General features: G+C 63.1%; 31 protein-coding genes and 1 pseudogene. 16 read left to right on the top strand and 16 right to left on the bottom strand.

The window, feature by feature from the left end; all coding sequences use genetic code 11:
* Position 1 precedes the first annotated feature (1 nt).
* From ACKOED_RS03715 to ACKOED_RS03695, 5 genes are all read left to right on the top strand, one after another.
* Positions 2 to 1351, top strand: a complete 1350-nt coding sequence (locus ACKOED_RS03715) for an FAD-binding oxidoreductase (RefSeq protein ID WP_408915228.1) — start codon at positions 2 to 4, stop codon at positions 1349 to 1351.
* Between the two features lies 1 nt (position 1352).
* On the top strand, positions 1353 to 1961 hold the full coding sequence (locus tag ACKOED_RS03710) for a sulfite oxidase heme-binding subunit YedZ (RefSeq protein ID WP_408915227.1): 609 nt from the start codon (positions 1353 to 1355) through the stop codon (positions 1959 to 1961).
* A 130-nt stretch (positions 1962 to 2091) separates the two neighbouring features.
* Positions 2092 to 2508 carry a DUF995 domain-containing protein gene (locus tag ACKOED_RS03705; RefSeq protein WP_408915226.1) on the top strand — a complete coding sequence of 139 codons (417 nt, stop codon included), beginning with the start codon at positions 2092 to 2094 and terminating at the stop codon, positions 2506 to 2508.
* Between the two features lie 97 nt (positions 2509 to 2605).
* A complete protein-coding gene (locus ACKOED_RS03700; protein WP_408915225.1) occupies positions 2606 to 3292 on the top strand; it encodes a L,D-transpeptidase in 687 nt (228 codons plus the stop codon).
* Positions 3293 to 3355: 63 nt separating this feature from the next.
* Complete coding sequence (locus tag ACKOED_RS03695; protein WP_408915224.1) at positions 3356 to 3769, top strand: hypothetical protein; 414 nt, start codon at positions 3356 to 3358, stop codon at positions 3767 to 3769.
* Positions 3770 to 3778: 9 nt separating this feature from the next.
* Here ACKOED_RS03695 and ACKOED_RS03690 read toward each other — a convergent pair whose 3' ends face one another.
* Positions 3779 to 4420, bottom strand: a complete 642-nt coding sequence (locus tag ACKOED_RS03690) for an MBL fold metallo-hydrolase (protein WP_408915223.1) — start codon at positions 4418 to 4420, stop codon at positions 3779 to 3781.
* Positions 4421 to 4526: 106 nt separating this feature from the next.
* On the opposite strand from ACKOED_RS03690, the gene ACKOED_RS03685 reads away from it, so the two are divergent.
* From ACKOED_RS03685 to prmB, 4 genes are read left to right on the top strand one after another with little or no spacing between them, the layout of a single operon-like run.
* Positions 4527 to 5687, top strand: coding sequence for an MFS transporter (locus ACKOED_RS03685; protein ID WP_408915222.1), 1161 nt, complete (start codon positions 4527 to 4529; stop codon positions 5685 to 5687).
* Entirely contained in the window at positions 5680 to 6828 is a 1149-nt protein-coding gene (locus ACKOED_RS03680; protein ID WP_408915221.1) for an MFS transporter, read from the top strand. The genes ACKOED_RS03685 and ACKOED_RS03680 overlap by 8 nt, the downstream gene beginning before the upstream one ends.
* Positions 6825 to 7790, top strand: coding sequence for a DMT family transporter (locus ACKOED_RS03675; protein WP_408915220.1), 966 nt, complete (start codon positions 6825 to 6827; stop codon positions 7788 to 7790). The genes ACKOED_RS03680 and ACKOED_RS03675 overlap by 4 nt, the downstream gene beginning before the upstream one ends.
* Positions 7732 to 8670: a 50S ribosomal protein L3 N(5)-glutamine methyltransferase gene (prmB, locus tag ACKOED_RS03670; RefSeq protein ID WP_408915219.1), complete on the top strand. Its 939-nt coding sequence runs from the start codon at positions 7732 to 7734 to the stop codon at positions 8668 to 8670. The genes ACKOED_RS03675 and prmB overlap by 59 nt, the downstream gene beginning before the upstream one ends.
* 2 nt (positions 8671 to 8672) lie before the next feature.
* Here prmB and ACKOED_RS03665 read toward each other — a convergent pair whose 3' ends face one another.
* Together ACKOED_RS03665 and ACKOED_RS03660 are read right to left on the bottom strand one after the other, a co-directional pair.
* Entirely contained in the window at positions 8673 to 9398 is a 726-nt protein-coding gene (locus ACKOED_RS03665; RefSeq protein WP_408915218.1) for a type 1 glutamine amidotransferase, read from the bottom strand.
* A gap of 113 nt (positions 9399 to 9511) precedes the next feature.
* Complete coding sequence (locus ACKOED_RS03660; RefSeq protein WP_408915243.1) at positions 9512 to 9724, bottom strand: cold-shock protein; 213 nt, start codon at positions 9722 to 9724, stop codon at positions 9512 to 9514.
* 265 nt (positions 9725 to 9989) lie between these two features.
* On the opposite strand from ACKOED_RS03660, the gene ACKOED_RS03655 reads away from it, so the two are divergent.
* Positions 9990 to 10580, top strand: a complete 591-nt coding sequence (locus ACKOED_RS03655) for a DUF922 domain-containing protein (RefSeq protein WP_408915217.1) — start codon at positions 9990 to 9992, stop codon at positions 10578 to 10580.
* On the opposite strand, the gene ACKOED_RS03650 is transcribed toward ACKOED_RS03655, so the two are convergent.
* The 4 genes from ACKOED_RS03650 to petA form a co-directional block, all read right to left on the bottom strand.
* Positions 10577 to 11446 (bottom strand): S-methyl-5'-thioadenosine phosphorylase, encoded by an 870-nt coding sequence (locus tag ACKOED_RS03650; protein ID WP_408915216.1) that lies wholly within the window; start codon positions 11444 to 11446, stop codon positions 10577 to 10579. The genes ACKOED_RS03655 and ACKOED_RS03650 overlap by 4 nt on opposite strands.
* A 95-nt stretch (positions 11447 to 11541) precedes the next feature.
* Positions 11542 to 12372, bottom strand: a complete 831-nt coding sequence (locus ACKOED_RS03645) for a cytochrome c1 (RefSeq protein WP_408915215.1) — start codon at positions 12370 to 12372, stop codon at positions 11542 to 11544.
* A gap of 16 nt (positions 12373 to 12388) precedes the next feature.
* Positions 12389 to 13642 carry a cytochrome b gene (locus ACKOED_RS03640; RefSeq protein ID WP_408915214.1) on the bottom strand — a complete coding sequence of 418 codons (1254 nt, stop codon included), beginning with the start codon at positions 13640 to 13642 and terminating at the stop codon, positions 12389 to 12391.
* A gap of 15 nt (positions 13643 to 13657) precedes the next feature.
* On the bottom strand, positions 13658 to 14245 hold the full coding sequence (gene petA, locus ACKOED_RS03635) for a ubiquinol-cytochrome c reductase iron-sulfur subunit (RefSeq protein WP_408915213.1): 588 nt from the start codon (positions 14243 to 14245) through the stop codon (positions 13658 to 13660).
* Between the two features lie 169 nt (positions 14246 to 14414).
* On the opposite strand from petA, the gene ACKOED_RS03630 reads away from it, so the two are divergent.
* Positions 14415 to 14861, top strand: coding sequence for a tRNA (cytidine(34)-2'-O)-methyltransferase (locus ACKOED_RS03630; RefSeq protein ID WP_408915212.1), 447 nt, complete (start codon positions 14415 to 14417; stop codon positions 14859 to 14861).
* A 1-nt stretch (position 14862) separates the two neighbouring features.
* Here the strand turns inward: ACKOED_RS03630 and ACKOED_RS03625 are convergent, their stop codons facing one another.
* Positions 14863 to 16275, bottom strand: a complete 1413-nt coding sequence (locus ACKOED_RS03625) for a hypothetical protein (RefSeq protein ID WP_408915211.1) — start codon at positions 16273 to 16275, stop codon at positions 14863 to 14865.
* Between the two features lie 380 nt (positions 16276 to 16655).
* Between ACKOED_RS03625 and hemF the strand changes: the two genes are divergently transcribed.
* Complete coding sequence (hemF, locus tag ACKOED_RS03620; RefSeq protein WP_408915210.1) at positions 16656 to 17492, top strand: oxygen-dependent coproporphyrinogen oxidase; 837 nt, start codon at positions 16656 to 16658, stop codon at positions 17490 to 17492.
* A 17-nt stretch (positions 17493 to 17509) separates the two neighbouring features.
* On the top strand, positions 17510 to 18055 hold the full coding sequence (locus tag ACKOED_RS03615) for an adenine phosphoribosyltransferase (RefSeq protein ID WP_408915209.1): 546 nt from the start codon (positions 17510 to 17512) through the stop codon (positions 18053 to 18055).
* A gap of 163 nt (positions 18056 to 18218) precedes the next feature.
* On the opposite strand, the gene ACKOED_RS03610 is transcribed toward ACKOED_RS03615, so the two are convergent.
* The 7 genes from ACKOED_RS03610 to ykgO all read right to left on the bottom strand — a co-directional run bounded on the left by ACKOED_RS03610 (position 18219) and on the right by ykgO (position 22531).
* Positions 18219 to 18707, bottom strand: coding sequence for a MaoC family dehydratase (locus ACKOED_RS03610; protein ID WP_408915208.1), 489 nt, complete (start codon positions 18705 to 18707; stop codon positions 18219 to 18221).
* Positions 18704 to 19156 carry a MaoC family dehydratase gene (locus ACKOED_RS03605; RefSeq protein WP_408915207.1) on the bottom strand — a complete coding sequence of 151 codons (453 nt, stop codon included), beginning with the start codon at positions 19154 to 19156 and terminating at the stop codon, positions 18704 to 18706. The genes ACKOED_RS03610 and ACKOED_RS03605 overlap by 4 nt, the downstream gene beginning before the upstream one ends.
* A gap of 22 nt (positions 19157 to 19178) precedes the next feature.
* Positions 19179 to 20276, bottom strand: a complete 1098-nt coding sequence (gene ychF, locus ACKOED_RS03600; protein ID WP_408915206.1) for a redox-regulated ATPase YchF — start codon at positions 20274 to 20276, stop codon at positions 19179 to 19181.
* Positions 20276 to 20878, bottom strand: a complete 603-nt coding sequence (gene pth, locus ACKOED_RS03595; RefSeq protein ID WP_408915205.1) for an aminoacyl-tRNA hydrolase — start codon at positions 20876 to 20878, stop codon at positions 20276 to 20278. Before pth ends, ychF begins: the two co-directional genes overlap by 1 nt.
* Before the next feature lie 21 nt (positions 20879 to 20899).
* A complete protein-coding gene (locus ACKOED_RS03590) occupies positions 20900 to 21622 on the bottom strand; it encodes a 50S ribosomal protein L25/general stress protein Ctc (protein WP_408915204.1) in 723 nt (240 codons plus the stop codon).
* A 118-nt stretch (positions 21623 to 21740) separates the two neighbouring features.
* The gene (locus ACKOED_RS03585) at positions 21741 to 22310 is read right to left on the bottom strand and encodes a tetratricopeptide repeat protein (protein ID WP_408915203.1); all 570 of its coding nucleotides are present in this window, start codon (positions 22308 to 22310) and stop codon (positions 21741 to 21743) included.
* A 95-nt stretch (positions 22311 to 22405) separates the two neighbouring features.
* Positions 22406 to 22531, bottom strand: a complete 126-nt coding sequence (ykgO, locus tag ACKOED_RS03580) for a type B 50S ribosomal protein L36 (protein ID WP_408915202.1) — start codon at positions 22529 to 22531, stop codon at positions 22406 to 22408.
* Positions 22532 to 22645: 114 nt separating this feature from the next.
* Here ykgO and ACKOED_RS03575 point away from each other — a divergent pair, with 114 nt between their 5' ends.
* From ACKOED_RS03575 to ACKOED_RS03565, 3 genes are all read left to right on the top strand, one after another.
* Positions 22646 to 22870, top strand: a complete 225-nt coding sequence (locus ACKOED_RS03575; RefSeq protein WP_408915201.1) for a hypothetical protein — start codon at positions 22646 to 22648, stop codon at positions 22868 to 22870.
* Between the two features lie 14 nt (positions 22871 to 22884).
* Entirely contained in the window at positions 22885 to 23325 is a 441-nt protein-coding gene (locus ACKOED_RS03570) for a MaoC family dehydratase (protein ID WP_408915200.1), read from the top strand.
* Between the two features lie 63 nt (positions 23326 to 23388).
* On the top strand, positions 23389 to 23841 hold the full coding sequence (locus tag ACKOED_RS03565) for an RbsD/FucU family protein (protein WP_408915199.1): 453 nt from the start codon (positions 23389 to 23391) through the stop codon (positions 23839 to 23841).
* 25 nt (positions 23842 to 23866) lie between these two features.
* On the opposite strand, the pseudogene ACKOED_RS03560 reads toward ACKOED_RS03565, so the two are convergent.
* Positions 23867 to 24579, bottom strand: a pseudogene (locus tag ACKOED_RS03560) (serine hydroxymethyltransferase); the annotation flags it as partial.

Below are 24579 nucleotides of genomic sequence, written 5' to 3'. Positions count from 1 at the left end.
GATGACCTTGACAGACCGCCTGCGCGCCGAATTTGGAGAGAGTGCCCTGCTGATGGGCGCCGATATTGGCTCCCGCTACTGCTCGGACATGAGCGGTCTCGGTAAATCGCCGCCCGCGCTGGTTATCCGTCCACGGAGCACTGCCGAAGTTTCGCGCGTACTGCGCCTCTGCAATGAGGCATCAGCACCGGTGATCGTACAGGGCGGTCTGACCGGGCTTGCCGGCGGCGCCGCTCCTCTCGGAAACGAAATCGCCATCAGCCTTGAATTGATGCGCGGCATCGAAGAGGTCGATACAGCAGCCGCCACGATGGTGGTGAAGGCTGGAACGCCGCTCGCGGAATGCCAGGCGGCCGCGGCGGAACACGGTCTCTTTCTGGCGCTCGACCTGGGCTCTCGCGGCTCCTGCCAGATCGGCGGCAATCTGGCGACCAACGCGGGCGGCATCCGCGTCATTCGCTATGGCATGATGCGCGAGCAGGTACTGGGGCTGGAAGCGGTGCTGGCCGACGGCACCGTCGTCTCGTCCATGAACCGCATGCTCAAGAACAACGCCGGCTATGACCTGAAGCAACTTTTCATCGGCTCGGAAGGCACCTTGGGCATCATCACCCGCGCGGTACTGCGGCTGCACCCGCCGCCGGGAGATATCGTGACGGCGCTGTGCGCCGTCGAATCCTATCCGCAGGTGGTGGCGCTGCTGCGACGCGCCCAGACCGGTCTTGGCGGCGTCATGGCCTTCGAGGCGATGTGGAAGGATTATTTCGCGTTCAACACGGCAGCCCTCAGACTGCGCTTTTTCAACGAGGAACATCCGTTCTGCGTGATCCTTGAAAGTTCCTCCGGCGCCGGAGCCACCGAGGCGTTTCTGGCCGGTTGCCTCAGCGAAGGACTGATTGCGGACGCGCTCGTCGCGCATTCGCAAGCCCAGGAGCGCGACATCTGGTCGGTGCGCGAAGGCTACCCGATCGAGACCCTGCCCAATCTTCTTAACTTCGACGTGAGCCTGCCCATCGGCATGATCGGCGACTATGCGGAGGCTTGCACGGCGGCGCTGCACAAGCGCTGGCCCGCCGCGCATGTTTCGTTCTACGGCCATGTCGGCGATTCCAACGTGCATATCTGCGTCTCGGCGGATTATGGCCCGGGCGAGTCGATGCATGACGTGGATGAGATCGTCTATCGTGTGCTCGGTGGCTATCAGGGCTCCATCTCGGCCGAGCATGGCATTGGCACGCTGAAGCGGCCCTACCTGCACCTCTCGCGCACACCGGAGGAACTGGCATTGATGCGGCGCTTGAAGCACGCGCTTGACCCGAGGGGCATTCTCAATCCCGGGAAGGTGATCTGACATGGACTTGCGCGGCCGCCTCGTCAATTCCTTGTGGGCGTTCCGGCTGCTGCTGGCGGTTCCGGCGGCCATCATGCTCGGCAACTTCCTGATGCACGGGCGCGGCTGGGGCCAATTGATCGATCAGTCGGGTGAATGGGCGATAAGATTGCTGATCCTGACGCTGGCCATCACCCCGTTGCGCCTGCTGATGAAGCAGCTTGGTTTTGGCCCGCACTGGCCGATGTGGCTGTTCAAGCGCCGCCGGTCGCTGGGCCTTGCCGCATTTCTCTACGCCTCGTTGCATGCCTCTGCCTATCTCATCCGGCAGGCGAACCTCAATGTCGTGCTGTTCGACCTGCGTTTCGCGGAGTATCTGACCGGCTGGATCGCCTTTCTTGGCATGCTGCTGCTGGCGGCGGCCAGCAACGACGATGCGGTGCACCGTCTGGGCCTGTGGTGGAAAATGCTGCAGCGCCTGGCCTATGTCGCGATGATCGCGGCGGCCGTCCACTGGTATGTGATCCGGCAGGATCATGCCGCCTTCTGGCTGCATATCCTGCCGCTCGCGGTCCTTGAGGCCTATCGGGTCTGGTACAATTTCGCGCGCCCGGCGGGACTCAAACACTGAGCGGCGCCAGCCGGCCCGCGCCAAAATCCTGCCGCGTTTTGGCGGTGTAGCAGCATGCAATAGCGCTCTTTCACGGGGGGTGCGGATTGTGTATCTATGCGCTGACCGGGGCAGATGAAGGGTTCAGCCGATGGGCTTGGGAAGAATGGTTCATGGCCGGGTGGCGGCGCTGGCGCTGGTGGGCGTGCTCGCCGCATCATGCGCCAGCATGACGGACCGCGCCGATAAGGATCTGACCTCAGGGCCAAAGACCCTCACGGCCGATGAAATCCGCACCATTCTGGCCGGCAAGAGCTGGCGCTTCCAGGGGCCCAACAATACCGGCGTCACGCTTTATGCCGAGGACGGGTCGTCGCTGGTCGAGGTTGACGGCAAGGGCCGCACCAAGGGCCGCTGGACCACCAAGGACGGCCAGCTCTGCGAGAGTTTCGACCCGGCGCCGCCGTGGCTCCCTGGCGGCGTTCCGATGAGCTGCTATTCTTTCTCGCCAGGCACAACGCCCGGCACCTATCAGGCGGGTAAGGCCGTTTTCTCCCTGGCGACCTAGCGGCACGCTGTAGCGCCACAATTGCGCCATCAGCTTTCCAAAGTGCTGCCGTGGGGCGAACAGATAAGCGCTTATCGTGAATTTGCGGATTTGCTCAATGACGATGCGCTTGTCGCGCCGCCACCTCCTCTTGTCTGGTCTGGGTTTTGGCCTGTTTGCGGCCCGAGCGGCCGCAGAAACCGGCGAGTCCGACCCATTCGCCGATAACCCGCTGACCGAGGAACAGTCTTTCGACCCCGCCTTGCTGCCCCCGCCCGAATCTCCCATCGACTACCCCATCGAGGAGATTCCGCCACGGCGGATCAGGAGGCGCTTCCGCCGCCAGATGGTGGATTTCGCCGGGCCGGAGGATCCGGGAACCATCGTCGTCGACCCAGGCGAGCGGTTTCTCTACCAAGTCCTCGCCTATGGCAGCGCTGTGCGCTATGGCGTCGGCGTTGGCCGGGCCGGGTTTGAATGGTCGGGCTCCGCGAAAGTCGGCATGAAGCGGCGATGGCCGCGTTGGGTGCCCCCGGCGGACATGGTTGCCCGCGACCCACGCGCCAGGCCCTGGGCCAACGGCCAGCCCGGCGGACCCGACAACCCGCTCGGGGCTCGCGCCTTGTATCTCTACGCGAATGGTGAGGACACGCTGTACCGGATACATGGTACGAACGAGCCCAATTCCATCGGCAAGGCCATGTCGTCCGGCTGCATCCGCATGCTGAATCAGGATATTGCCGAACTCTACGAGAACGTCATGATCGGCACCCCCGTAATCGTCCGGCCCTCCGGGAGCGTTTGATCCGAGAGCTTGAACCATAGTCCCGCCTGTGGCACATCGCGGCTAACAAAAAGAGGACGATCCTTGGCGGCCACGCTTACAGTTCGCACGCTCATGACAGCAGCGCTGATCACAGCCCTGGCAGCATGTTCGAATGCGCCCAAGGGTGTCCGGATCACCAATAATGGCGCCTCCGCGACCACCGACAAGACACCCGTTCCAATTTCGGATTTCGACGCCGAGCAGGTTCGAGCGGCAATCTCCGGCAAGACCTTCCAATACACGCGGCCGGACGGCAACGGTTTCATCACCTATAACGCCGATGGCACTTTCAGCTTTCAGGATGACGTGAAGGGCGGCGGCACCGGCAAATGGACCGTGAACGGAACCCAGTATTGCGAGACTTTTGGCAAGAAACCGGCTGAATGCGGGGCGTTCCGCAATACCGGCGACGCCTATTTCGCCGCCCAGTCGCGGCTCGTCGAAATGAAGACGTAGGGTCCGAAGCTACAGGTTGAGGAACGGATTGGTGCGGCGCTCCTCGCCGATGCGGCAAGGCTGGCCATGGCCTGGCAGGCAGACCACGTCATCGCCCAGCGGATAGAGCTTCTCCTTGATCGACCGGATCAGCGCCGCATGATCGCCGCGCGGAAAATCGGTGCGGCCGATCGAGCCCTGGAACAGCACGTCGCCGACCAGCGCAAAGCGGTTGGCGTCATTGAAGAAGACGACCGAGCCCGGCGTGTGGCCGGGCGCCTCCAGCACGGAAAACTCCAGGCCGCCGATGTTGACGCTGTCGCCTTCCCTGAGCCAGCGGTCGGGGGAAACCGGGCGCGCGTCCGCCATGCCATACTGCGCCCCGGTTTCGGCGAGGGTTTCGAGCAGGAACAGATCCTCAGGGTTTGGACCCTCGATGGGAACGCCCAGCTTCTCCCGCAGCGCGGCGGCGCCACCGGCATGATCGATATGGCCATGAGTGAGCAGAATCTTCTCGATCTTGACGCCACTCTCGCGGATGGCATCCATGATCGCGGGAACGTCGCCGCCGGGATCGATAATGGCGCCCGTCTTGCTGGCCTCGTCGTAAACCAGCGAGCAATTCTGCCGGAACGGCGTTACGGGAATAATGAAGGCTTTGAGCTTGCTCATGGCGGACGGCTTAGCCGTGTCGACCCAACGGCGCAACCGCCTTGCCCGGCGGGGCGGTGGCGTCTAAGGCCATGATCCACCCAGGACCATGGATTGCCTCCCCCGCATGACCGCCGCCAAACGATCCCGTTACGGCAATATGATCGCCGCTCTGGCGACGGTCGGCGCTTGCGATATCGCGTTCGGGCTCACGCTGCAACTCATCCCACTGCGGATGGAGCAGGAGGGCTGGTCGGCCTGGATGATCGGCGTGAACGCCGCCATGGGTCCGATCGGCATATTGCTCATGGGCCCGGTATTGCCGGGAATTCTTGCAAGAACCGGCACCAAGCGCGCCGCCTATGTATTGATCGCGATCCTGGTGCTGAGCCTGGCTGCAATCAGCGTCACGCCGATCTGGATGTGGTTTGTACTGCGTTTTGCCTTCGGCGTCGCCACCAGCGCCCTGTTCACGGTAAGCGAGACGTGGGTGCTGACATTTGCTTCGGAGGAGCACCGCGGCCGCGTGATGGGGCTCTACACCTCCCTGCTCTCCGTCACCTTCGCGGCGGGCCCCCTGCTTCTGCCATGGACCGGCATCAACGGCTTCCTGCCCTGGGCGATCGGCATCGTCTGCATCCTGATCAGCGCGCTGCCGCTGGCTTTCGTGCGCATCAATGACGCCGACTTCCGCAACGAGGACGGCGGCGGGCTGTTCGGTTTCATCAGGAAAGCCCCAATGCTGCTCTTCGCAGTGGCGGTGGCGACCTTGTTCGACAACGTGCTGATTTCATTTTTCACGATCTATGGCATGCGCAACGGCCTCGAACTGGACACGGCGAGCCTCCTGTTGGGCGTGGGCATCATCGGAAACGTCGCCTTGTGCTATCCGCTGGGCTGGCTGGCGGATCGCTGGTCGCGCAAGGGTGTCATGCTGGTCACCGCTGTGCTGACCGTGATCCTGTCCCTCAGCCTTCTCGTGGTCATCACCCACTGGATCGCCTGGCCGGTGATGATCTTGCTCACTGGCTCGGCCTTCGGCGTCTATGTCGTGGCATTGGCGACCATGGGCGACAAGTTCTCCGGCGCGGACCTGATAGCCGGCGCCGTGGCGATCGCCACCATGTGGGGGGTTGGCGGGTTGCTGGGGCCGCCGCTGGCGGGCCTTGCCATCGATCTCTTCGGCATCAGCGCCATGCCGGCGACGCTCGCTGGCTTCTATATCTTGTTGCTCATTGGCCTGGCGCTTTCGGGCGGCCGCCTGGTGCGGGAGCCAGCCGGTGGATAGGCAGCGCTTCGTCAACCTGCTGGCGGCAATCGCCGCCATCACAGTGTTCGGCTTCACCTTCGGGCTGATGTTCCCCCTGCTGTCGCTGATCATGGAGAGCCAGCAGATCCCATCGCAGTGGATTGGCTACAACGCCGCCATGCATCCAGTCGGAATCGTGCTGTCAGTCTTCGTCATCCCGACCGTGGTGCGCCGCTTTGGCGCGAAACGCGCAGTGATCGGTGCTGCCTTGCTGACGGCGGTGGTGATCGTCTCCTATCCTTTCGTTCCGATCTTCTGGGGCTGGTTCGTTCTTCGCGTCCTGCAGGGCTTCTTCATTTCGATCCTGTTTGCAATCAGCGAGGCATGGATCGTGAGATTCGCAGAAGGCCCGTGGCGGTCGCGCATTCTGGCGATCTACACCTCGATCATGGCCCTGAGCTTCGGCGGCGGCCCGGCGATCATCACCTTTACAGGCATCGATGGCGCCCTGCCGTTCGTCGTGGGCGCGGCGGTGTTGATCGTCGCCATGATCCCCACCTTTTTCGTCAAGGACGAAGAAGTCGACAGCGAGGATGAAACGCCGTTGTCGGTCGTGGGCTTTGCCCGCAAGGCGCCTGTCCTCCTGTTCGCCGTCGGAATGTTCGCAATCCTCGATGCGGCAAACCTGAGCTTCCTTCCCGTCTATGCCATCAAGAAGGGTTTTGACCAGGACATGGCGGCATTGGCCCTCACGGCCTTTGTGGTCGGCAACACCGTGTTGCAGTTCCCGATCGGGTGGTGCGCCGACCACTTTCCGAAGCGGACCGTGATGGCGGTCTGCGGTGTGTTGACAGGGCTTTCATCATTTCTCGTGCCCTTTGTTTTCGGAAGTTTCGCGCTGTGGCCCGTGCTGACGGTGATGGGCGCCACGGCCGCCGGGATCTACACCGTGGCACTTGCGGAGCTGGGAGAGCGCTTCTCGGGCCATGAACTGGTGACCGGAACCGCCTCGTTCTCCACGATGTGGGGGCTGGGCGCGCTGGCAGGATCGCTACTGGCTGGCTGGTCCATTGCCGGTCTGGGACCAGACGGGCTACCCTTCACCCTGGCGGCGGTGTTTCTCGTTTTCGTGCTGACCGTCGTGGCGGGAGCGCGGTCAACCCGGCGGGCATCACGATGACAAGTCCCCGACAGTTCAGCTATGCCGCCGGCGTGCTCTTCGTGGCGGCGGGCGCTGCCTGCTGGAGCCTCGGCGGCGCGCTGGTGCGGCTTTCTGACGGCATCGACGTCTGGCAGATCATCTTCTACCGGTCGATCACCGTGCTCGTCTGCATGAGCGTGTGGCTGGGCCTCCGCTTCGGAGCGGGGCTGTTCACGCGCATGCGTGAAGCCGGCTTCAACGCGGTGATCGCGGGTATCGCCATCGGAACCGCCGGACTGTCATTCGTGGCTTCGCTGTTTTACACGACGGTCGCGGAATCGATCTTCATGGTTGGCATCACCCCTTTCCTTTCCGCCGTGCTCGGCTTGTGGATCCTGCGCGAGCGCATACCGCCCATCACCTGGGTGGCGATGGCCGTGGCGCTTGCCGGCATGGGGCTGATTTTCTACGGTAACCGCGGCGGCGGGGCGATCACTGGCACCATGTTGGCCATCTATTCCGCCTTCTGCTTTTCCTGCTACGCGGTGCTGCTGCGCTGGGGCCAGAAGACCGAAATGTCGGTGGCGCTTATCTGGAACGCCATCTACCTCATTCTGTTCAGCGGCGCGGTGCTGCTTTTTCCCTGGGGCTTCAACGCCAATTCCGGAGTTTCGGCTTTCGCCATAGGCTGGTGGAACCTGTTCATTACCATTCTCATGGGCGCGGTGCAGCTGACCCTGGGTCTCATCCTCTTCACCATCGGCTCGCGCAGCGTGCCGGCGGCACAGCTAGCGCTGATCGCGCTTACCGAGCCGGTGCTGTCGCCGCTCTGGGCCTGGCTCGTCAGTGGCGAACTTCCACCCATCTGGACTTTCATCGGCGGGGCGGTGATTGTGGGGGCAATCGTGATTCAGGCGCTTTTCGCCTCCAGGGACAGACGCCATGCCAGACGCCAAGCCAGCCTACAGCGCCGCGGCGAGCCAGCTTTCGACCATTCGTGACGTGCTGCGCTTCGCGCTCTCGTCATTCCGCGCCGCGCGGATCGTCCACGGCCATGGCGCCACATCGGCCCTGGACGAGGCAGCCTTCATCATTCTTGAGGCGCTGAAGCTGCCCGTTGACGACATCAACCCTTGGCTGGACGCGAGGCTGCTCGACAGCGAGAGGGAAGCCCTGATCGAACTCATCCGCCGGCGCATCGAGACACGCGTGCCGGCCGCCTATCTTCTTGGCCGGACCTATATGCACGGCGTTCCTTTCTTCGTTGATGAACGGGTCATCGTTCCGCGCTCCTACATCGGCGAGTTGCTGTTCTCGGGCCTGTTTGGCGGAAGCGAAGCGCCGTTGATCGCCGATACGAGCTCGGTTACCGGGGTGCTCGATCTTTGCACCGGTTCCGGATGTCTGGCGATCCTGGCCGCCGGCGTGTTTCCCGAAGCCGAGATTGACGCGGTTGACCTTTCGGCCGATGCCCTGGCGGTGGCCCGCATCAATGTGGAAGAACATGGCCTCTCACGCCGCATCAATCTTCTCGAGGGCGACCTGTTCGAGCCGGTCGAAGGCAGCGCCTACGATCTGATCATCGCCAATCCGCCCTATGTGCGCGAGGACGAGGTTCAGGCCTTTCCGCCGGAATATGGTCATGAGCCGGTGATGGCGCATCTGGGCGGCGAGGACGGACTCGCGATCGTGCGCCGCATTCTTGCCGAGGCCCCGGCCTTCCTCAATCCCGGTGGAGCACTTCTTTGCGAGATCGGCACCGGCCGCGAAACGCTGGTCGCGGAATATCCGGAGCTTGATTTCCTGTGGCTCGATACGGAGGAAGCTGAGGCGGAAGTGTTCTGGATCACCCGCGAGGATCTGCTGGCGGCTGAAACTTAGTCCTACTTTCGCAGTCCCGTGGCGGCGACGAGATTTTCATAGATCTGCCTGGTCATGCGCGCCATGCCGGGCATCAGCGGGTAGGAGTCCTGCAACAACCGTGGATAAGAGCCGGGCCCCAAATGCTTCTCGAGAGACGCCAGATAGTTCGGCAGCGATGCCCAACCCGCCACCGTCTGGGGCGTGAACTCACAGTGAAACTGCGTTCCCACCGCATGATCGCCAACCGCGATCGCCTGCACCGGCGTGCGCGCGGATGAGGCCAGGATGCGGGCGCCTTCCGGCGCCCGCTTCACCTCCGCCAGGTGCCACTGCATGACCTTGTGGCTGGGCTCGAGGCCCTGCATCAGCCGGTGGCCTTGCGCCTCATCGGTAAGGCTCACGTCGAAGACGCCAACTTCGCCCTGATCGGCGGCCGCCACCTCTCCGCCAAGCGCCGCGGCCAGCAATTGATGGCCGAGACAGACGCCGAAATAGGGCTTGGCCCGCTCGCCGACCCATTCAGCGATCGCCTGTTTCTCGGCAACCAGCCACGGGTATTGATCCTCTTGCCAGGTATCCTGCGCACCGCCCAGCACGAAGAGAAAATCATAGGACGCCAGGCTTGGGATGGCCTCACCCTCGAACAGGCGCACGGGCACGGGAATGATGCCGTCCTCGGCAAAGAAATCCAGGAACCGGCCCGGATGATCGTGGTCCATATGCTGAAAGACCAGCGCACGTTTCATCTGAAACCTCGCCGGACCCGCTGCGGTGTTTGTTGCGGAACCTTCATAGCGAACGAATAGCACGGCCCGGGCGCGGCTGCAGCCGCCCCGATTGGCGCACGCCGGCCGCGCAATCAGACGATCTGGAGGTTGACGGCCTGAGGCCCTCGGCCCTTCTTGTCGGGCTGAACCTCGAAGCTGATCTTCATGTTCTCCGAGAGTTCGGGAATGCCGGAGCGCTGCACGGCCGTGATGTGCACGAACACATCCTTACCGCCGCCTTCCGGTGAAATGAACCCATAACCCTTGGCCTGATTGAAAAACTTCACCGAGCCGTTCTGGCGCATGAGAAGCGCGTCCCTTGTTGCATCCATGTTTGCGCACACCGCCCCATCGCTGGTGGAAGGCGCCGGCGGACGCGGCCCGGCGGCATTCTGCGGAGAGGTGGCAGCGCCCTTTCCGGACGGCGCGACCCACCAATTGAACAGCACGGCCAAGCTTTTCGTATTATGCTTCACCTATGCAATAAGAGCAAGAGGGGTCTTCGCAGATTGCGGGTCTTGCTGAAGGCGTCAAGACAACGAAAGGTTTTCCGTTGCAGTGTCCTGCTCCATGATAGCCTATTCGAAAATTGCCGCGGCGTTGCTCTGCGTCTTCAGCGGCGCCGCCTTGGCCAAGCCGGCCGAGACAACGAAATACACCTACTACACAATCAGCGGTGCGACCGCGCATGAAGTTTACCGGGCGATGCAGAGACGGGGGCCCATGGTGAATGGCGCCAAGGCCTATGCCTCGATGGCCGCGACCGCCGCGCAGAAGGGCAAACTGCTGCAGGGCTCGTCCTGCAAGTTCGTCGACTACCGCATCGAACTCGATTTCGTCATCAAGCTTCCCCGCATCAGCAATGAGAAGATACTGCCGGCCGCCGACCGGAGTCACTGGCGGCAGTTCTCGGCCTTCCTCAAGCAGCATGAGGAAACCCATCGCCGGATCTGGCTGGGCTGCGCCGCCGATGTCGAAAGGCAGGTGAAGGCGATCAAGGCCAGATCCTGCGAGGATGCCAGCCGCAAGGCGGCGCAACTCTGGGAAAGAATGCAGGCCGCGTGCGACAGGAAGCACAAAGCCTTCGATGCCGCCGAGCAGCATCGGCTCATGACGCATCCTTTCGTCAAACTGGTGTTCAGGCGGGCGGCGGCAAACTAGGACAAAACTCGGCCGGCAATCGCCTCAAGCTTTCGGATCATCGCCGGATCGCGTTTCTCCGGCGCCGTCATGATGGCGAAATCGAGCGCCCGGTCAGAGCCCAACGGGCATGGCGGATGCCGGCGCGGGAACGCCAGCGCGATCCGGGCGACAAGCCGCCTGGCATTGCCCGCATTGGCCTTCATCACCGCGATGACCTTGGCGACATCGACCGTACCGTGCTCCTCGTGCCAGGAATCATAGTCAGTCACCATGGCGATGGTGGCATAGCTGATCTCCGCCTCGCGGGCGAGCTTGGCTTCCGGCATATTGGTCATGCCGATCACCGAAGCGCCCCAGGAACGGTAGAGCTGCGATTCCGCGAGCGTGGAAAACTGCGGCCCCTCCATGACCACATAGGTGCCGCCCCGCGCATAAGGGATGGTTTCGGCCTGGAGCGCGGCCTCCGCGATATCCTGCAGGACCGGCGACACCGGATGCGCAAAGGGCACATGGCCCACAAGCCCGGTTCCAAAGAAGCTCTTCTCGCGCGCGAAAGTGCGATCGATGAATTGATCGACGAGTACGAATGTGCCGGGCGGAAGATCCTCCTTGAGCGAGCCGACGGCGGATAGCGAATACAGGTCGGTGACGCCGGCGCGCTTCAGGACGTCGATGTTGGCGCGGTAATTGATGGTCGTCGGCGAATAGACGTGCCCGCGGCCGTGGCGCGGCAAGAACACCACCGGCAGTCCGCCGATCTCACCGCGCCGCACCGCGTCGGAGGCTTCGCCCCACGGGCTTTCGATACGCTCCCACCGGGCATTGTCCATGGGGATGTCATAGATGCCTGACCCGCCGATGATGCCCAGAACCGAAGCCGTCATACCCAGACCTCCCACGTGGGATCAGCATGCCCGAGGCCCGGGCAAAGGAAAAGGCCCGGACACCGCTGCCCGGGCCTTTATGACATGCATTCGCCTCAGTGCGCCTTCGCCCAGATCCGGTTCTTCACCAGATAAAGGAGCAGGGCCAGCACACCGAGAAAAATCATGACCATGAAGCCGGTGCGCTTGCGCTCTTCCATTTTGGGTTCCGCCGACCAGGCGAGAAATGCGGACAGGTCCTTGGCCATCTGATCCACGGTTGCAGGCGTGCCATCATCAAAGGTGACCTGATCGTCGGTCAGCGGCGGCGGCATGCCGATCCAGTGGCCGTTGGCGAAATAGGGATTAAAATACTTGCCCTCTGGCTGTTCCGCCCGCAGTTCTTCCGGGATCTCCTGGTCAGGCACGTAGCCGGTCAGAACCGAGTACACGTATTGCGGCCCGCCGATGCCATTCGCCAGCTGGTTGAAGGTGCCATACCAGCCGGGCCGGTACTTGGTGATGAGCGACAGGTCCGAGGGATAAGCGCCCCCGTTCGCGGCACGCGCCGCCTGCTCGTTGGGGAACGGTGACGGAAAGCGGTCCGACGGCAGCGCCGGACGCTCATACATTTCGCCGTCCTGGTTCGGCCCATCCTGGACCGTGAACGTTGCGGCCAGCGCCTTCACCTGTTCTTCGGAGAACTCTGGTCCGCCCGGCTGCGAAAGATTGCGGAATGACAGGTATTTCATGGCGTGGCAGGCCGCGCAGACTTCCTTGTAAACCTTGTAGCCGCGCTGCAACTGCGCCCGGTCAAACGTGCCGAACGGCCCTTCGAAACTGAAGGAGATATCCTTCGCGGGTTTCTGGCCCTCTGCCGCCTGCGCCGCCCCAAAGGACAACACAAAGCTGGCCGCCGCGATGGCGAGTGTCTTGAGCAATGTCATATCGGTTTCCCCCAGATCACTCGGCAGGCACGGCGGCCGTGGCGGGCCGCTTCTTGGCCAGCACAGCATCGGAGATGGATGAAGGCAACGGCTTCGGACTTTCCAGAAGACCCAGCAGCGGCAGGATCACCAGGAAGTGCGCGAAGTAGTAGACGGTGAGGATGCGCGAGAAGACCACATAGAGCCCCTCCGCGGGCTTCGAACCGAGATAGCCCAGCGCGATGCACACGAACACGAAGATCCAGAAAAAGCCCTTGAACAGCGGCCGATAGTTGCCGGAGCGCACCTTCGAGGTATCGAGCCACGGCAGCGCGAACAGGATCAGGATCGAGCCAAACATGGCGATGACGCCACCCAGCTTGTCCGGCACGGCACGAAGGATCGCGTAGAATGGCAGATAGTACCATTCCGGCACGATATGCGCCGGGGTCACGAGCGGATTGGCCTCCTGATAGTTGATGGCGTGGCCCAGATAGTTCGGCGCGAAGAACACCCACATCGCGTAGAACATGAAGAAAATCACGATCGCGAAGGCGTCCTTCATCGTATAATAAGGGTGGAACGGCAGCGTGTCCTGCGAGCCCTTCACGGAAACGCCCGTCGGGTTGTTGTTGCCCGGCACATGCAGCGCCCAGATGTGCAGCACCACGAGCGCGGCGATCACGAAGGGCAGCAGGTAGTGCAGCGAGAAGAAACGGTTCAGCGTCGGGTTGTCGACCGAGTAACCGCCCCACAGCAATGTGGTGATCGAGTCGCCCACGAAGGGAATGGCCGAAAACAGGTTGGTGATGACCTTTGCGCCCCAGAAGCTCATCTGACCCCAAGGCAGCACATAGCCCATGAAGGCGGTCGCCATCATGACGATGTAGATCAGCACACCAATCATCCACAGCACTTCGCGCGGCGCCTTGTAGGAGCCGTAATACATGCCGCGGAAAATGTGGATATAGACCGCGATGAAGAACATCGAGGCGCCGTTGGCGTGCATGTAGCGGATCAACCAGCCGGAGTTAACGTCCCGCATGATGTGCTCGACGGACCCGAAGGCATAATCGACATGCGGCGTATAGTGCATCACCAGCACGATGCCGGTGATGATTTGCAGCACCAGCATTACCGCCAGAATGCCGCCGAAGGTCCACCAGTAGTTCAGGTTTCTGGGGGTCGGAAAGTCCAGCGCCTGGCCCTTGACCAGGTCCATGACGGGAAGCCGCTCGTGGAACCACTTCCCGAAGGCCGAAGTCGGCTGATAATTCGAATGTCCGCTCATTGAGGATTGTCCTTCTTAGCCAATGCGGATCTTGCTGTCGGAGATATAGGCGTATTGCGGGACCGCGAGGTTCTGCGGCGCCGGGCCCTTCCGGATACGGCCCGCTGTGTCATAGTGCGAACCGTGGCAAGGGCAGAACCAGCCGCCGTGCTTGGCGCTGCCTTCGACCACCGCGAAATCTCCGGAGTTAGGTAACGGCACGCAACCGAGATGAGTGCAGACTCCCATCATCACAAGGAACTGTTCCTTTTCCCCCACCACGCGGTTGATATCCGTTGCCTGGTCGCTGTCGGGCAGATTGGCGTTGCGAGCCAGCGGATCAGGCAGGTCAGCCACGGCGACGGCCTTTGCGGCTTCGATTTCGGCCGGCAGGCGGTGGCGCACGAACACAGGGTTGCCGCGCCATTTGATGGTGATCTCCTGGCCCTCGGCGATCGGCGAAAGATCAACCTCGACCGAGGCCAGGGCCCGCACCGAGGCGTCCGGGTTCATCTGATTGATGAACGGCCAAACCGCGAGGGCGGCGCCGACCGCCCCCACAGCGCCAGTCGCGATGTAAAGGAAATCGCGGCGATTGGTTTCAGCATGTTCCGCAGTGGACACGTTTCTTCTTCCTTTTTCGTTGCCGTGCCCGCCCAGAAGTGGACAAGCCTTCGCCGGCGCCTAAATCCGAGGTTCTATACGCACTGGTCCGACCAGAAGTCTAGCCATGAAGTGTCGCAGTTCCCGGCCAGTTCCGTCTCCCCCTGGAAAGCGCTAGGAAGCTGGAATCATGATCGAATTGGCCCTGTACCAACCCGACATCGCCCCCAACGCCGCCACCATTCTGCGGATGTGCGCCTGCTTGGGGCTGACCTGCCGGATCATCGAACCCGCCGGCTTCATCATGAGCGATGCCCAGTTCCGCCGGGCGGGCATGGATTACCTGGAAAAGGCGGCGCTCGTCCGGGAGCCTTCCTGGGCCGCCTTCCGCCAGGCAACGGCCGGACGGCGGACTGTTCTGATGACCACCCGCGCGAGCCTCGCCTGCTGGGACTTCGCTTTTGAACCGGGCGATGTGATCCTGATGGGCCGGGAGAGTTCTGGGGTCCCCGAAGAGGTCCACCGGCAGGTCGAGGCCCGGCTTACCATTCCCATGCAGCCGGGGCTGCGGTCGCTCAACGTGGCGGTTGCCGCCGCCATGGTGACCGGCGAGGCGCTGCGGCAGATCAGGGCATGATCTAGTTGGTAAGCCGCGAGCGGGTCAGCCGGAAGCCGATCTGGGCGAGGGCTCTGTCCAGCGCGGCCGGGCTGTTGGCAACATAGAAGAAGGCGCTGCTGCTGGCGCATTCCTGCATCATGTTGATCGCACTCCGGCCGTCGACGCCCAGCGCCACGACATGGATGGTGATGCCCGCGTCCTTGATCCTGCTGCACAGGTTTCTGGCGGACCGATCCGGGTCTTCGGCCGGGTTGTTGCTTTGCGGGTCCGCCCCGCCCGGCCGGAAGGCGCTCCAGAGCCCCGCCGCCTTGGGGAAGACCGTGTTTTCGCCGCCCGCCACCAGCACCAGATGCTTGCGCACGCCCTGCGTCCTCGCCTGTTCAGCCGTGCTGGCGCGGTCAAGCGGCTGGCCCGCCGACAGCATATGCCAGCCGAATTCAAGGCCTCCCGGGATGTAGGTGCCGTCAGCATAGCCGTCATCGCCCGTCGCCAGTTGGGCGATCCTGGATTTTACAACCTCAAGGCCGGTGCCGCCAGAATCGGCTTCTCCGGTAAGGTCGAGGATCGGAACCTGCGGGCAGGACCCGGCCTTGGCCGGATAGGCGGGATCAGTGGGTCTTGCGATGGTATCCGGCCGTGACGGCCGGGTCATGAAGCAGCCGTCGAAGCTGGACTCAGTGACCGGGAGCCCGCACCCGGCCGCGCCGTTTTCCGGGCAGGCGCCGCTCTCGGGCACTGACAGGCCTGTCAGGTTGAGCCAGGTCTGTTGCCAGAGGCCGCGCTCCACGGCGAGCCAGGTTCCATACGGCACAACGCCGACCTTGGCCGGGCTCCCCGCCATCACGCGCTCCACAAGGCCGGTTGCGGCCTCTGCCAGGACCTCGGATTTGGGCCTGCCGCCCAGACTGTCTGTCATCGGCGAGCTGCGGTCGATGACCAGGGCCAACTCAAGCGGGCCATCTCTGGTGTCAAGGTCAAGGCTCGCAATATCGGTTTCCGGCCGCTTGGCCGTCGAACTGACGGTGAAATTGATTTCATCGATGTTGGCAATACGCAGAAAAGTTGTCTCGATCCTGCCGTTGACCGATACGGTCACCTTGTCTTCTGGCTCCGCCTCATAGCTCACGCTGGGCTCCGCCAGGCCAACCAGCGCCGAGTTCACGCCGCTGTTGGACGCGAGATAGGCGCGAACCACCTCTTTCATTTTGGGTTCGTTGGGCAACAGGCTGCCAGCATTCGAATAGGCCACCGCGGCGGCGGCGATCACCGCCTGATCGACACTCTCCTGCGCCGTCACCCTGGCGAAATAGACGCGCGCTACGTCGATGGCGACGCCGGCTGCCAGCGCCAGGCCCACGCCAAAGAGCGCGACAGTAACGGCAACCGCGCCAGAAGCATCAGCGCGGAAGGACCGGGCGCTGGGACAATCCACTGCGCTATGCAATCCAAAATACTCTTTCAAGTAGCACAACCTGTCGTCAGCCGCTGGCGCATCTTGTGGATCGACTGACAGCGACCTTCCACCGCTGCCGATGGTTTAAATATCGTTGATAAGTAGCATATTGGTTGCTGTTGTGTAAAGGCCCCGCCCCGGGTTTCACTCCGCAAGAAGCTTCAATCATGGTTACGACAGACGCCTGTTGGAGACGATTCCTCCCGCAAAACGGCGAATCCTGCTACCTGTGATTGAGCACAAATTACGTAACGTAAATTTTGTCCTTGAACTTATGATGGTGCGATGAATTCCGATCCGGCCGCGCCCCTTCTCAAAGCGCTTTCCACTTTCGGAAAACCTGTTCTACAAGTGACACAATGACCGAAGTCCTCGCAACCCGCCAAGCCGCCGCCCGCCACTGGTTCGAATCGTTGCGCGACCGCATCTGCGCCGCGCTGGAAGACATCGATCGCGGCGCTCAATTCGAACGCTCGCCGTGGACAAGGCCGGACGGTGGCGGCGGCATCGTGTCCATGCTGCATGGCAAGGTTTTTGAGAAGGCAGGTGTCCATACCTCGACCGTGCACGGCGCCTTCTCGCCTGAGTTCAGGAAACAGATTCCGGGGGCCGAGGAAGACCCGCGTTTCTGGGCTTCCGGAATCTCGCTGATTGTGCACCCCTGGAACCCGAATGTGCCGGCGGTTCATATGAACACCCGGTTCATCGTCACCACCAAGACCTGGTTCGGGGGCGGGGCCGATCTGACGCCGGTGCTCAACCGCCGCCGCAATCAGGAAGACCCCGACACGATCGATTTCCACGCCGCCATGAAGGCCGCCTGCGATGCCCATGCGGTCGCCGACTACCCGCGCTTCAAGGCCTGGTGCGACGAGTACTTCTTCCTGCCGCACCGCAACGAGCCGCGCGGCATCGGCGGCATCTTTTATGACCACTTCAATTCCGGCGGCTGGGAACAGGATTTCGCCTTTACCCGCGACGTCGGCCTGGCGTTTCTGAACATCTATCCGAAGCTCGTCCGCCGCAACATGGAGCTTCCCTACACCGATCAGGACCGTGAGGAGCAGTTGATCCGCCGCGGCCGCTACGTCGAGTATAATCTGCTCTATGACCGCGGCACGATTTTCGGCCTGAAGACCGGCGGTAACGTCGAATCGATCCTGTCTTCCATGCCGCCCGCCGTGAAATGGCCCTGAGATCCGGAAAGATGCCCATGGACCTTCGCAACGGTTTTGACATCAAGCGCTATATCCGCACCATTCCGGATTATCCCAAGCCCGGCATCATGTTCCGGGACATCACCACGCTGCTCTCGAACCTGCATGGCTTCCGCGCCGCCGTGGATGAACTGGCCTGGCCGTTCCTGAAGGGCGAGATCGACTATGTGGCGGGCATCGAGGCGCGCGGCTTCATCCTCGGCGGGGCGGTGGCGCATAATCTGGGCCGCGGCTTCATCCCGATCCGCAAGAAAGGCAAACTGCCCTCGCGGGTCATCGGCCAGGAATACCAGCTCGAATATGGCGTCGACACCATCGAGATCCACGCGGATGCCGTGCAGAGAGGCGACCGTGTGCTGCTCGTCGACGACCTGATCGCCACCGGCGGCACGGCCGGCGCGGCCATCGACCTCATCCGGAAATCAGGGGGCGAAGTGGTCTCGGCCGCTTTCGTCATCGACTTGCCGGACCTGGGTGGCGCGGCGAAACTTCGCGCCAAGGGCGTCAAGGTGCATACGCTGGTGAGTTTCGAGGGGCATTAGAGCAGGACGGATTTAGTTGGAGTCGAGCATAGGTTTCCCTCACCCTTGTGGGGAGGGGCAGTTATCAGGAGAGTAACGAGTCATCCCGCTCTCGCCCCGGTCATCGCCAAACTCCAGTCTTGGGCGCTTGCCTGAGGCGGGCGGCCTCGCTGGGGCTCACAGGTCAGGAGATTACCGGCCGCCTTGCCGTCATCACCTTGCCTTCAAAGGAGAACACCAGCTCGCCCTTCTGGTTGAAACCCTCGTTGAGCGAGAACACCAGGCCCCAGCCCGGCCGCGACGCCAGTTCGCGTTTTCCCGTCACCGTGCTGCGGTAGGAAATCGTGTCGCCCGGGGTCACCGGCTTCAGCCATTTGAGGTTGGTGAAGCCAGGCGAGGGACCCGGCGTAGCGGGCTCAGGCCCGGCGGCGCGCAGCTGGGCTTCGGCGCGCTGGTTGGTGGCGACATAGCATTTCATCCAGGCAGCGCCGGTATGCCAGCCGCTCGCCGAAAGCACGCCAAACGGGCCCTTGCGCGCCGCTTCGTCATCGAGGTGGAAGGGCTGCGGATCATATTTCGTGGCGAAGGCGATGATTGCGTCGCGCGTGAAATGATGGCTGCCGAGCTCGACTGTCAGGCCCACGTCGATGTCTTCTAGAAAGAGACCGATCATGGGTGGCGCACCCGCATGAATTGCGCGCCGGTGATCTCAGTCTTGAGTTCGCCCGCCGCATTGAGGAGTTCGAACCTGAAACGCAGGATGCCCATCTCAGGCCGCTTCGTGGAAACCCGGCGCGACAGCACCGTGCCACGCCCGGTGAGGGTTTCCCCCGCATAGACAGGCTTCAGCCACTTCACTTCTTCCATGCTGTTCGAGGCCATGGCGGCGGAGCGGTTGGCATAGGCCTCGACGGCGAGCTTCACCAGGATGGCGCTGGTCTGCCAGCCCGATGCGGCAAGCCCGCCCAGCACCGAATGCCTGGCGGCCTCTTCATCGAGGTGAAAGGGCTGCGGGTCCCACTCCCGCGCATAGGCGATCACCTCTTCCTTGCTGAGGTAATAGGCGCCGAACGGAACCACCAGTCCTTCCGGGAAATCCTCGTAGTGAAGCAGGTCCTGCATGATTGGCCGCCCCGCGCCCGGATCAGGTGTTGAACCGGAAATGCATCACGTCGCCGTCGCGGACGACATATTCCTTGCCTTCGAGCCGGAATTTACCAGCCTCGCGCGCACCGGCCTCGCCGTTGCAGGCGACATAGTCGTCATAGGCGATGGTTTCGGCGCGGATATAGCCCTTCTCGAAATCGGTGTGGATGACGCCCGCCGCCTGTGGCCCGCGGGTACCCTGGGTCACCGTCCAGGCGCGGGCCTCCTTGGGCCCCACGGTGAAATAGGTGACGAGATGCAACAGGTCATAGCCCGCCCGGATGACACGGTTGAGGCCCGGCTCCGAAAGGCCAACGGCGTCGAGAAAGTCCTTCTGGTCCTGCGCCGCCATGACGGCGATTTCGGATTCGATCTTGGCCGAGACGACCACCGCGACCGCGTTTTCCTCCTGGGCGCGCCTGAACACGCGGGCCGAGAATTGATTGCCCTTGTCGGCCGAGGCTTCCTCGACATTGCAGACATAAAGCACCGGCTTCGAGGAGAGCAGCCCCAACCCGCGGAACGTCTTCTCTTCCTCCGGGGCGCGCGCCACCAGGCGGGCGGGCTTTCCTTCGCGCAGCAGTTCCAGCGCGCGGGTCATCAGGCTGGCGAGTTCCTTCGCCTCCTTGTCGCCTTGCTTTGCCTTCTTCTCGATGTTGACGAGGCGCTTTTCGAGCGAATCAAGATCCGCCAGCATCAGCTCGGTTTCGATGGTTTCGATATCGGCGATGGGGTCGATCTTGCCCTCGACATGGGTGATGTCGCCATCCTCGAAGCAACGCACCACATGGGCGATGGCGTCAACCTCGCGGATGTTGGCGAGAAACTGGTTGCCGAGCCCCTCGCCTTTCGAAGCGCCGCGCACCAGCCCCGCGATATCGACGAAGGTGAGCCGGGTCGGAATGATCTGGGCCGAACCCGCGATCCTGGCCAACACATCGAGGCGCGGATCGGGCACCGCCACGTCGCCGACATTGGGCTCGATCGTGCAGAACGGATAGTTGGCGGCCTGCGCCGCCGCCGTCTGGGTGAGGGCGTTGAAAAGCGTGGACTTGCCGACATTCGGCAGTCCGACGATGCCGCATTTGAAACCCATCAGTGTTCCGCCTTGCTGGATTGGCGCTCGGGCGCCGGATTGAGCGCCAGATGCACCTTGTTTTGGAAAGACCCCTCCTCGCCCTGGACGAGAAGCGGCAGATGATCGGCCACCGCATCAAGCAGCGGCGAAAGCCAGGCCTGGTCGGCCTTGGCAAAATCGCTCAGCACATGCGGCTGCACCAGCGCCTTGTCGCCGGGGTGGCCGATGCCCATGCGCACACGCACGAAATGCGGTCCGCAATGGGCGATGAGCGAGCGGATGCCATTGTGGCCCGCCGCACCGCCGCCCAGCTTCACGCGCAGCTTGCCAGGCGCCAGATCGAGCTCGTCGTAGAACACGACGAGCTGCGCGGGATCGATGTCATAGAAACGCATCGCCTCGCCCGCCGCCCGGCCGCTTTCGTTCATATAGGTCATGGGTTTCAGCACCAGCACCTTCTCGCCCGCCAGCACGCCTTCGGAAGCCTCGCCCTGAAAGCGCTTGCGCCAGGGTGAAAAACCATGGCGGCGGACGATCGCGTCCACCGCCATGAAGCCGATATTGTGCCGGTTGCCCTGATATTTGGAGCCCGGGTTGCCGAGCCCCACGATGAGGTGCATCTGGCCCTCTGCGGAAGACTGTTACTTCTTCTTGGCCGGAGCCGCGGCCGCGGGAGCCGCACCCTTGGCGGGCGCGGCAGCCTTGCCGCCTGCGGCGGGCGCAGCCGCGCCGGCAGCCGGAGCTTTCTGCGCGGTTGCCGGCACTTCAGCAGGCGCTGCTTCGGCCGGAGCCTCTTCTTCCTTCTTCTGGGCGGTGACGGCGCAAAGCGTGACGTCATCGCTCACGGCGGACTTAACGCCATCCGGCAGCTTGATGTCGGAAAGGTGGACGGACTGGCCGATCTGCATGCCGGAGACATCGACGGTGATTTCGTCCGGAATGAGATTGGCGGAGCAGTTGAGCGACACGGTATGCGACACGATGTTGAGGGTGCCGCCCTGCTTGATGCCGGGCGACACTTCCTGGCCCTTGAAATGCACCGGCACGTTGACGCGGATGCGGGCATCCTTGCCGAGCCGGAGGAAATCGATGTGAACGATGAAGTCGCGCACCGGCTCGAACTGAACGTCGCGCGGGATGGCGCGCACGGTCTTGCCATCGACATCGAGGTCGATCAGCGTCGAGAGAAAGCGGCCGGTCTCGATATGGGGGAGAACCTCGCCGTAGGTGAGCGAAACGAGTTGCGGTTCCTGCTTGTCGCCATAGACGACACCGGGAATGAGGCCTTCACGGCGGACTGCGCGAGAGGCCCCCTTGCCTGCCCGGGCGCGCGGCGCGGCCTTGAGCTGCACGATCTTTGACATGGTCTACTCCTGATATGATACGCCCGGCCGGCCTTCCTCCAGGGGTGAATGAAGCCGATCGGACCGGCGCGCTATAGCGGAAGCCCGGACGGGGCGCAACCGGCCCAAAAGCCGGGGTTCAGATCCCCTGCTCCAGCCGGTCGAGTTCCTTGAGCGCGTCCTTGACCTGCTCGAGATTGGGATTGACCGCCAGGGCCTCTTCATAGGCGGCGCGGGCGCCGGCATAGTCTTTCTGGCGCATCAGGATCATGCCCTTGCCGGCCAGCGCCCCGAAATGGCGCGGCTCGAGATCAAGCGTTCGCGCGATGTCGGCCAGCGAGGAATCATAGCGTTTCATCATGAAATAGAGGGTGGCCCGCTTGTTCCAGGCCTCGGCGAAATCCGGGAATGCGCCGATCAGCCGGTCAAGCATCGCCAGCGCCTCGGCCGGAGCGCCGTCGTCGATCGCCCGGGTCGACTGTTCGAGGAGAATTGTGGCGGTGGGCGAGTCCGAGGCGGCCCAGAGCTGCCAGATCTGGCGCTCGACCTCGCCGCTGTCGACGCCGGGCTCGCGTAGCCTGGCAAACAGCATATCGAGCTGGTCTGACCGCATTTCAGCGGGCTTGGCAGGCGGCTCTCCCGGCGCGTCCTCGGCGAGCGCCGACAGGCTCAGGACGATCAGCAGGGCGGCGGCAATTATTCCACGCATGCGGCGACCATACACCGGTCATGATGGCAACAAAAAGAGCGCCGTGAACGGTTTCCCGGCCACGGCGTTCACAAATTGCTGAACGGGGGCTGATCTCAGCCCTGGCGCGCCTTGAAGCGCGGGTTGGTCTTGTTGATGATATAGACGCGGCCCTTCCGGCGCACCATCCGGTTGTCGCGGTGGCGCTTGAGCAGCGCCTTCAAGGAATTACGGACTTTCATGGACTTCACCCGATATTTCAGGCAGAAGAAGCGCCAAGCTCCGGACTGCCCATTGCATGTGGGCTGGGTCCATAGCGGGGCGTCTTTGTGCTGTCAACCAACCTGCCCGCCCCGATGCCTGATTCCCCCGATCCGTTTCAGCTCTGGCTCACCATCGCCGTTCTCCTGGTCAGCAGCGGCGTGGTGGGATACCTGTCATGGCTGGAGCGCCGCCCCCGCACCAGCCTCACCCCCCGGATGATACCGACAACGCCGGTGTTGATGGTATTTGGGTTTATTGCCCTTTTGGCGCTGGTGCATCTCGTCAATCTCTATGGCATGCACACCGGACGCCGCTAACCGGGCCCGCCGCCATGCTCGCTCCCAGCCAGACGCTGTATTTCGAGGACCTGAGCCTCGGCATGACCGAAACCTATGTCAAGGAGGTCAAATCCTCCGATGTCGTGGGCTTTGCCGAGATCTCGGGCGACCGCAATCCCATCCACCTCTCGGAGCATTTCGCGGCGCGCACCCCGTTCGGCGGGCGGATCGCGCATGGCCTTTACACGGCGAGCTTGATTTCGGCGGTGATCGGCACCCGGCTGCCGGGGCCAGGTGCTGTCTATTTGTCGCAGACCCTGAACTTCAGGGCGCCGGTGCGCATCGGCGACCACGTCGAGGCCAGCGTCGAAGTCGTCGAACTGGTGGAAAAGGGCCGCCGCGTGAAACTCGCCTGCCGCTGCAAGGTAGGCGGCACGCTGGTGCTGGAAGGCGAGGCCATGGTCAAGGTTCCCGGCAAGCCCGAAGGCTTCTGAGCGCGGCTTGACTCCTGATACCGGCTGTCTAGCCTCGCCCGCGACAACCCCGGAGGATCAACGATGCTGCGCAATTTCGACAACCGCCTCAATGCCGATGTCATCCGCTGCCTGCGCGCCATGGGCCATGGCGATGACCTGGTGATCTGCGACACCAATTTTCCGGCCGATTCGGTGGCCCGCCATACGGTGACGGGCAAGCTCCTGCGCATGGACAATCTGACGGCGGCGGAAGCCGTCGACGCCATCCTTTCGGTGTTTCCGCTCGATGCCTTCGTGGACACGCCGGCCGAGCGCATGGAAATCGTCGGCAAGCCGCTCGAGGTTCCGCCGGTCCAGGCGGAGGTGCAGCAGATGATCGACAAGTGGGAGGGCAAGCCCTGGCCCATGGGCTCGGTCGAGCGCTTCGCCTTCTATGACAAGGCGCGCAAGGCCTATGCGGTGATCGTCACCGGCGAGACCCGCTTCTATGGCTGCTTCATTCTCAAGAAGGGCGTGATCCCGCCGAAGGCTTGAGACCCCCGATGCAGCAGGGCGCTCTTCAGCCGCGGATGAAGTGCAGCTTGCTGAACTGCCCGCGAAAGGCCTGAACCTCCGGCGCCACGGATTGCGCGGCGCGGCGCTCCAGCAGCACATCGGCGATGAAACGCGCCACCGCGCGCATGTGTTCCGGCCCCATGCCCCAGCGCACGATTTCCGGCGTGCCGAGGCGGAGCCCGTTGAGATCGCCCGCAACTTCCGCAATCGGCAGCCCGATGCCGCAGGAGAGAATGTTGGCCTCGCGCAGCAGCTTCGCCGCCGCCTGGCCGCCGCGGAAGCCCGCCGCCTCGATGGCCAACTGGTGCGAGCTGGTCATGCCCTTGGCCGCCGCATGCACGGCCACGCCTTCGGCCATGAGCGCCTCGGCCAGCGCCTTCGCGCTTGTGGCCATGGCACGGGCATAGTCGCGGCCATGCACCTTCCAGTCGAGCAGCGTCATCGCCAGCGCGGCGGATTTCCCGGCGTCGAAATTGGCGGTGAGACCGGGATACGCGATGGCGTCGAGGCGTTCGGCGATGGCCGCGTCATTGGTGAGGATAAGCCCTGCTGGCGGCCCGCCGAGGCTCTTGTAGGTGCTCATGGTCATCACGTGGGCCCCTTCGCGCAGCGGGTTCGGCCAGGCCCCTCCGGCGATGACGCCCGACAGATGGGCGGCGTCGAACATCAGCGCAGCGCCCACCTCGTCGGCGATGCGGCGCACCGGGTGCACCGGGT

The sequence above is a fragment of the Aestuariivirga sp. genome (assembly GCF_046093005.1).
Taxonomy (GTDB): domain Bacteria; phylum Pseudomonadota; class Alphaproteobacteria; order Rhizobiales; family Aestuariivirgaceae; genus Aestuariivirga.
The sequence above is the reverse complement of the archived record's forward strand: the minus strand, read 5'-3'. Positions and strand labels throughout refer to the sequence as shown.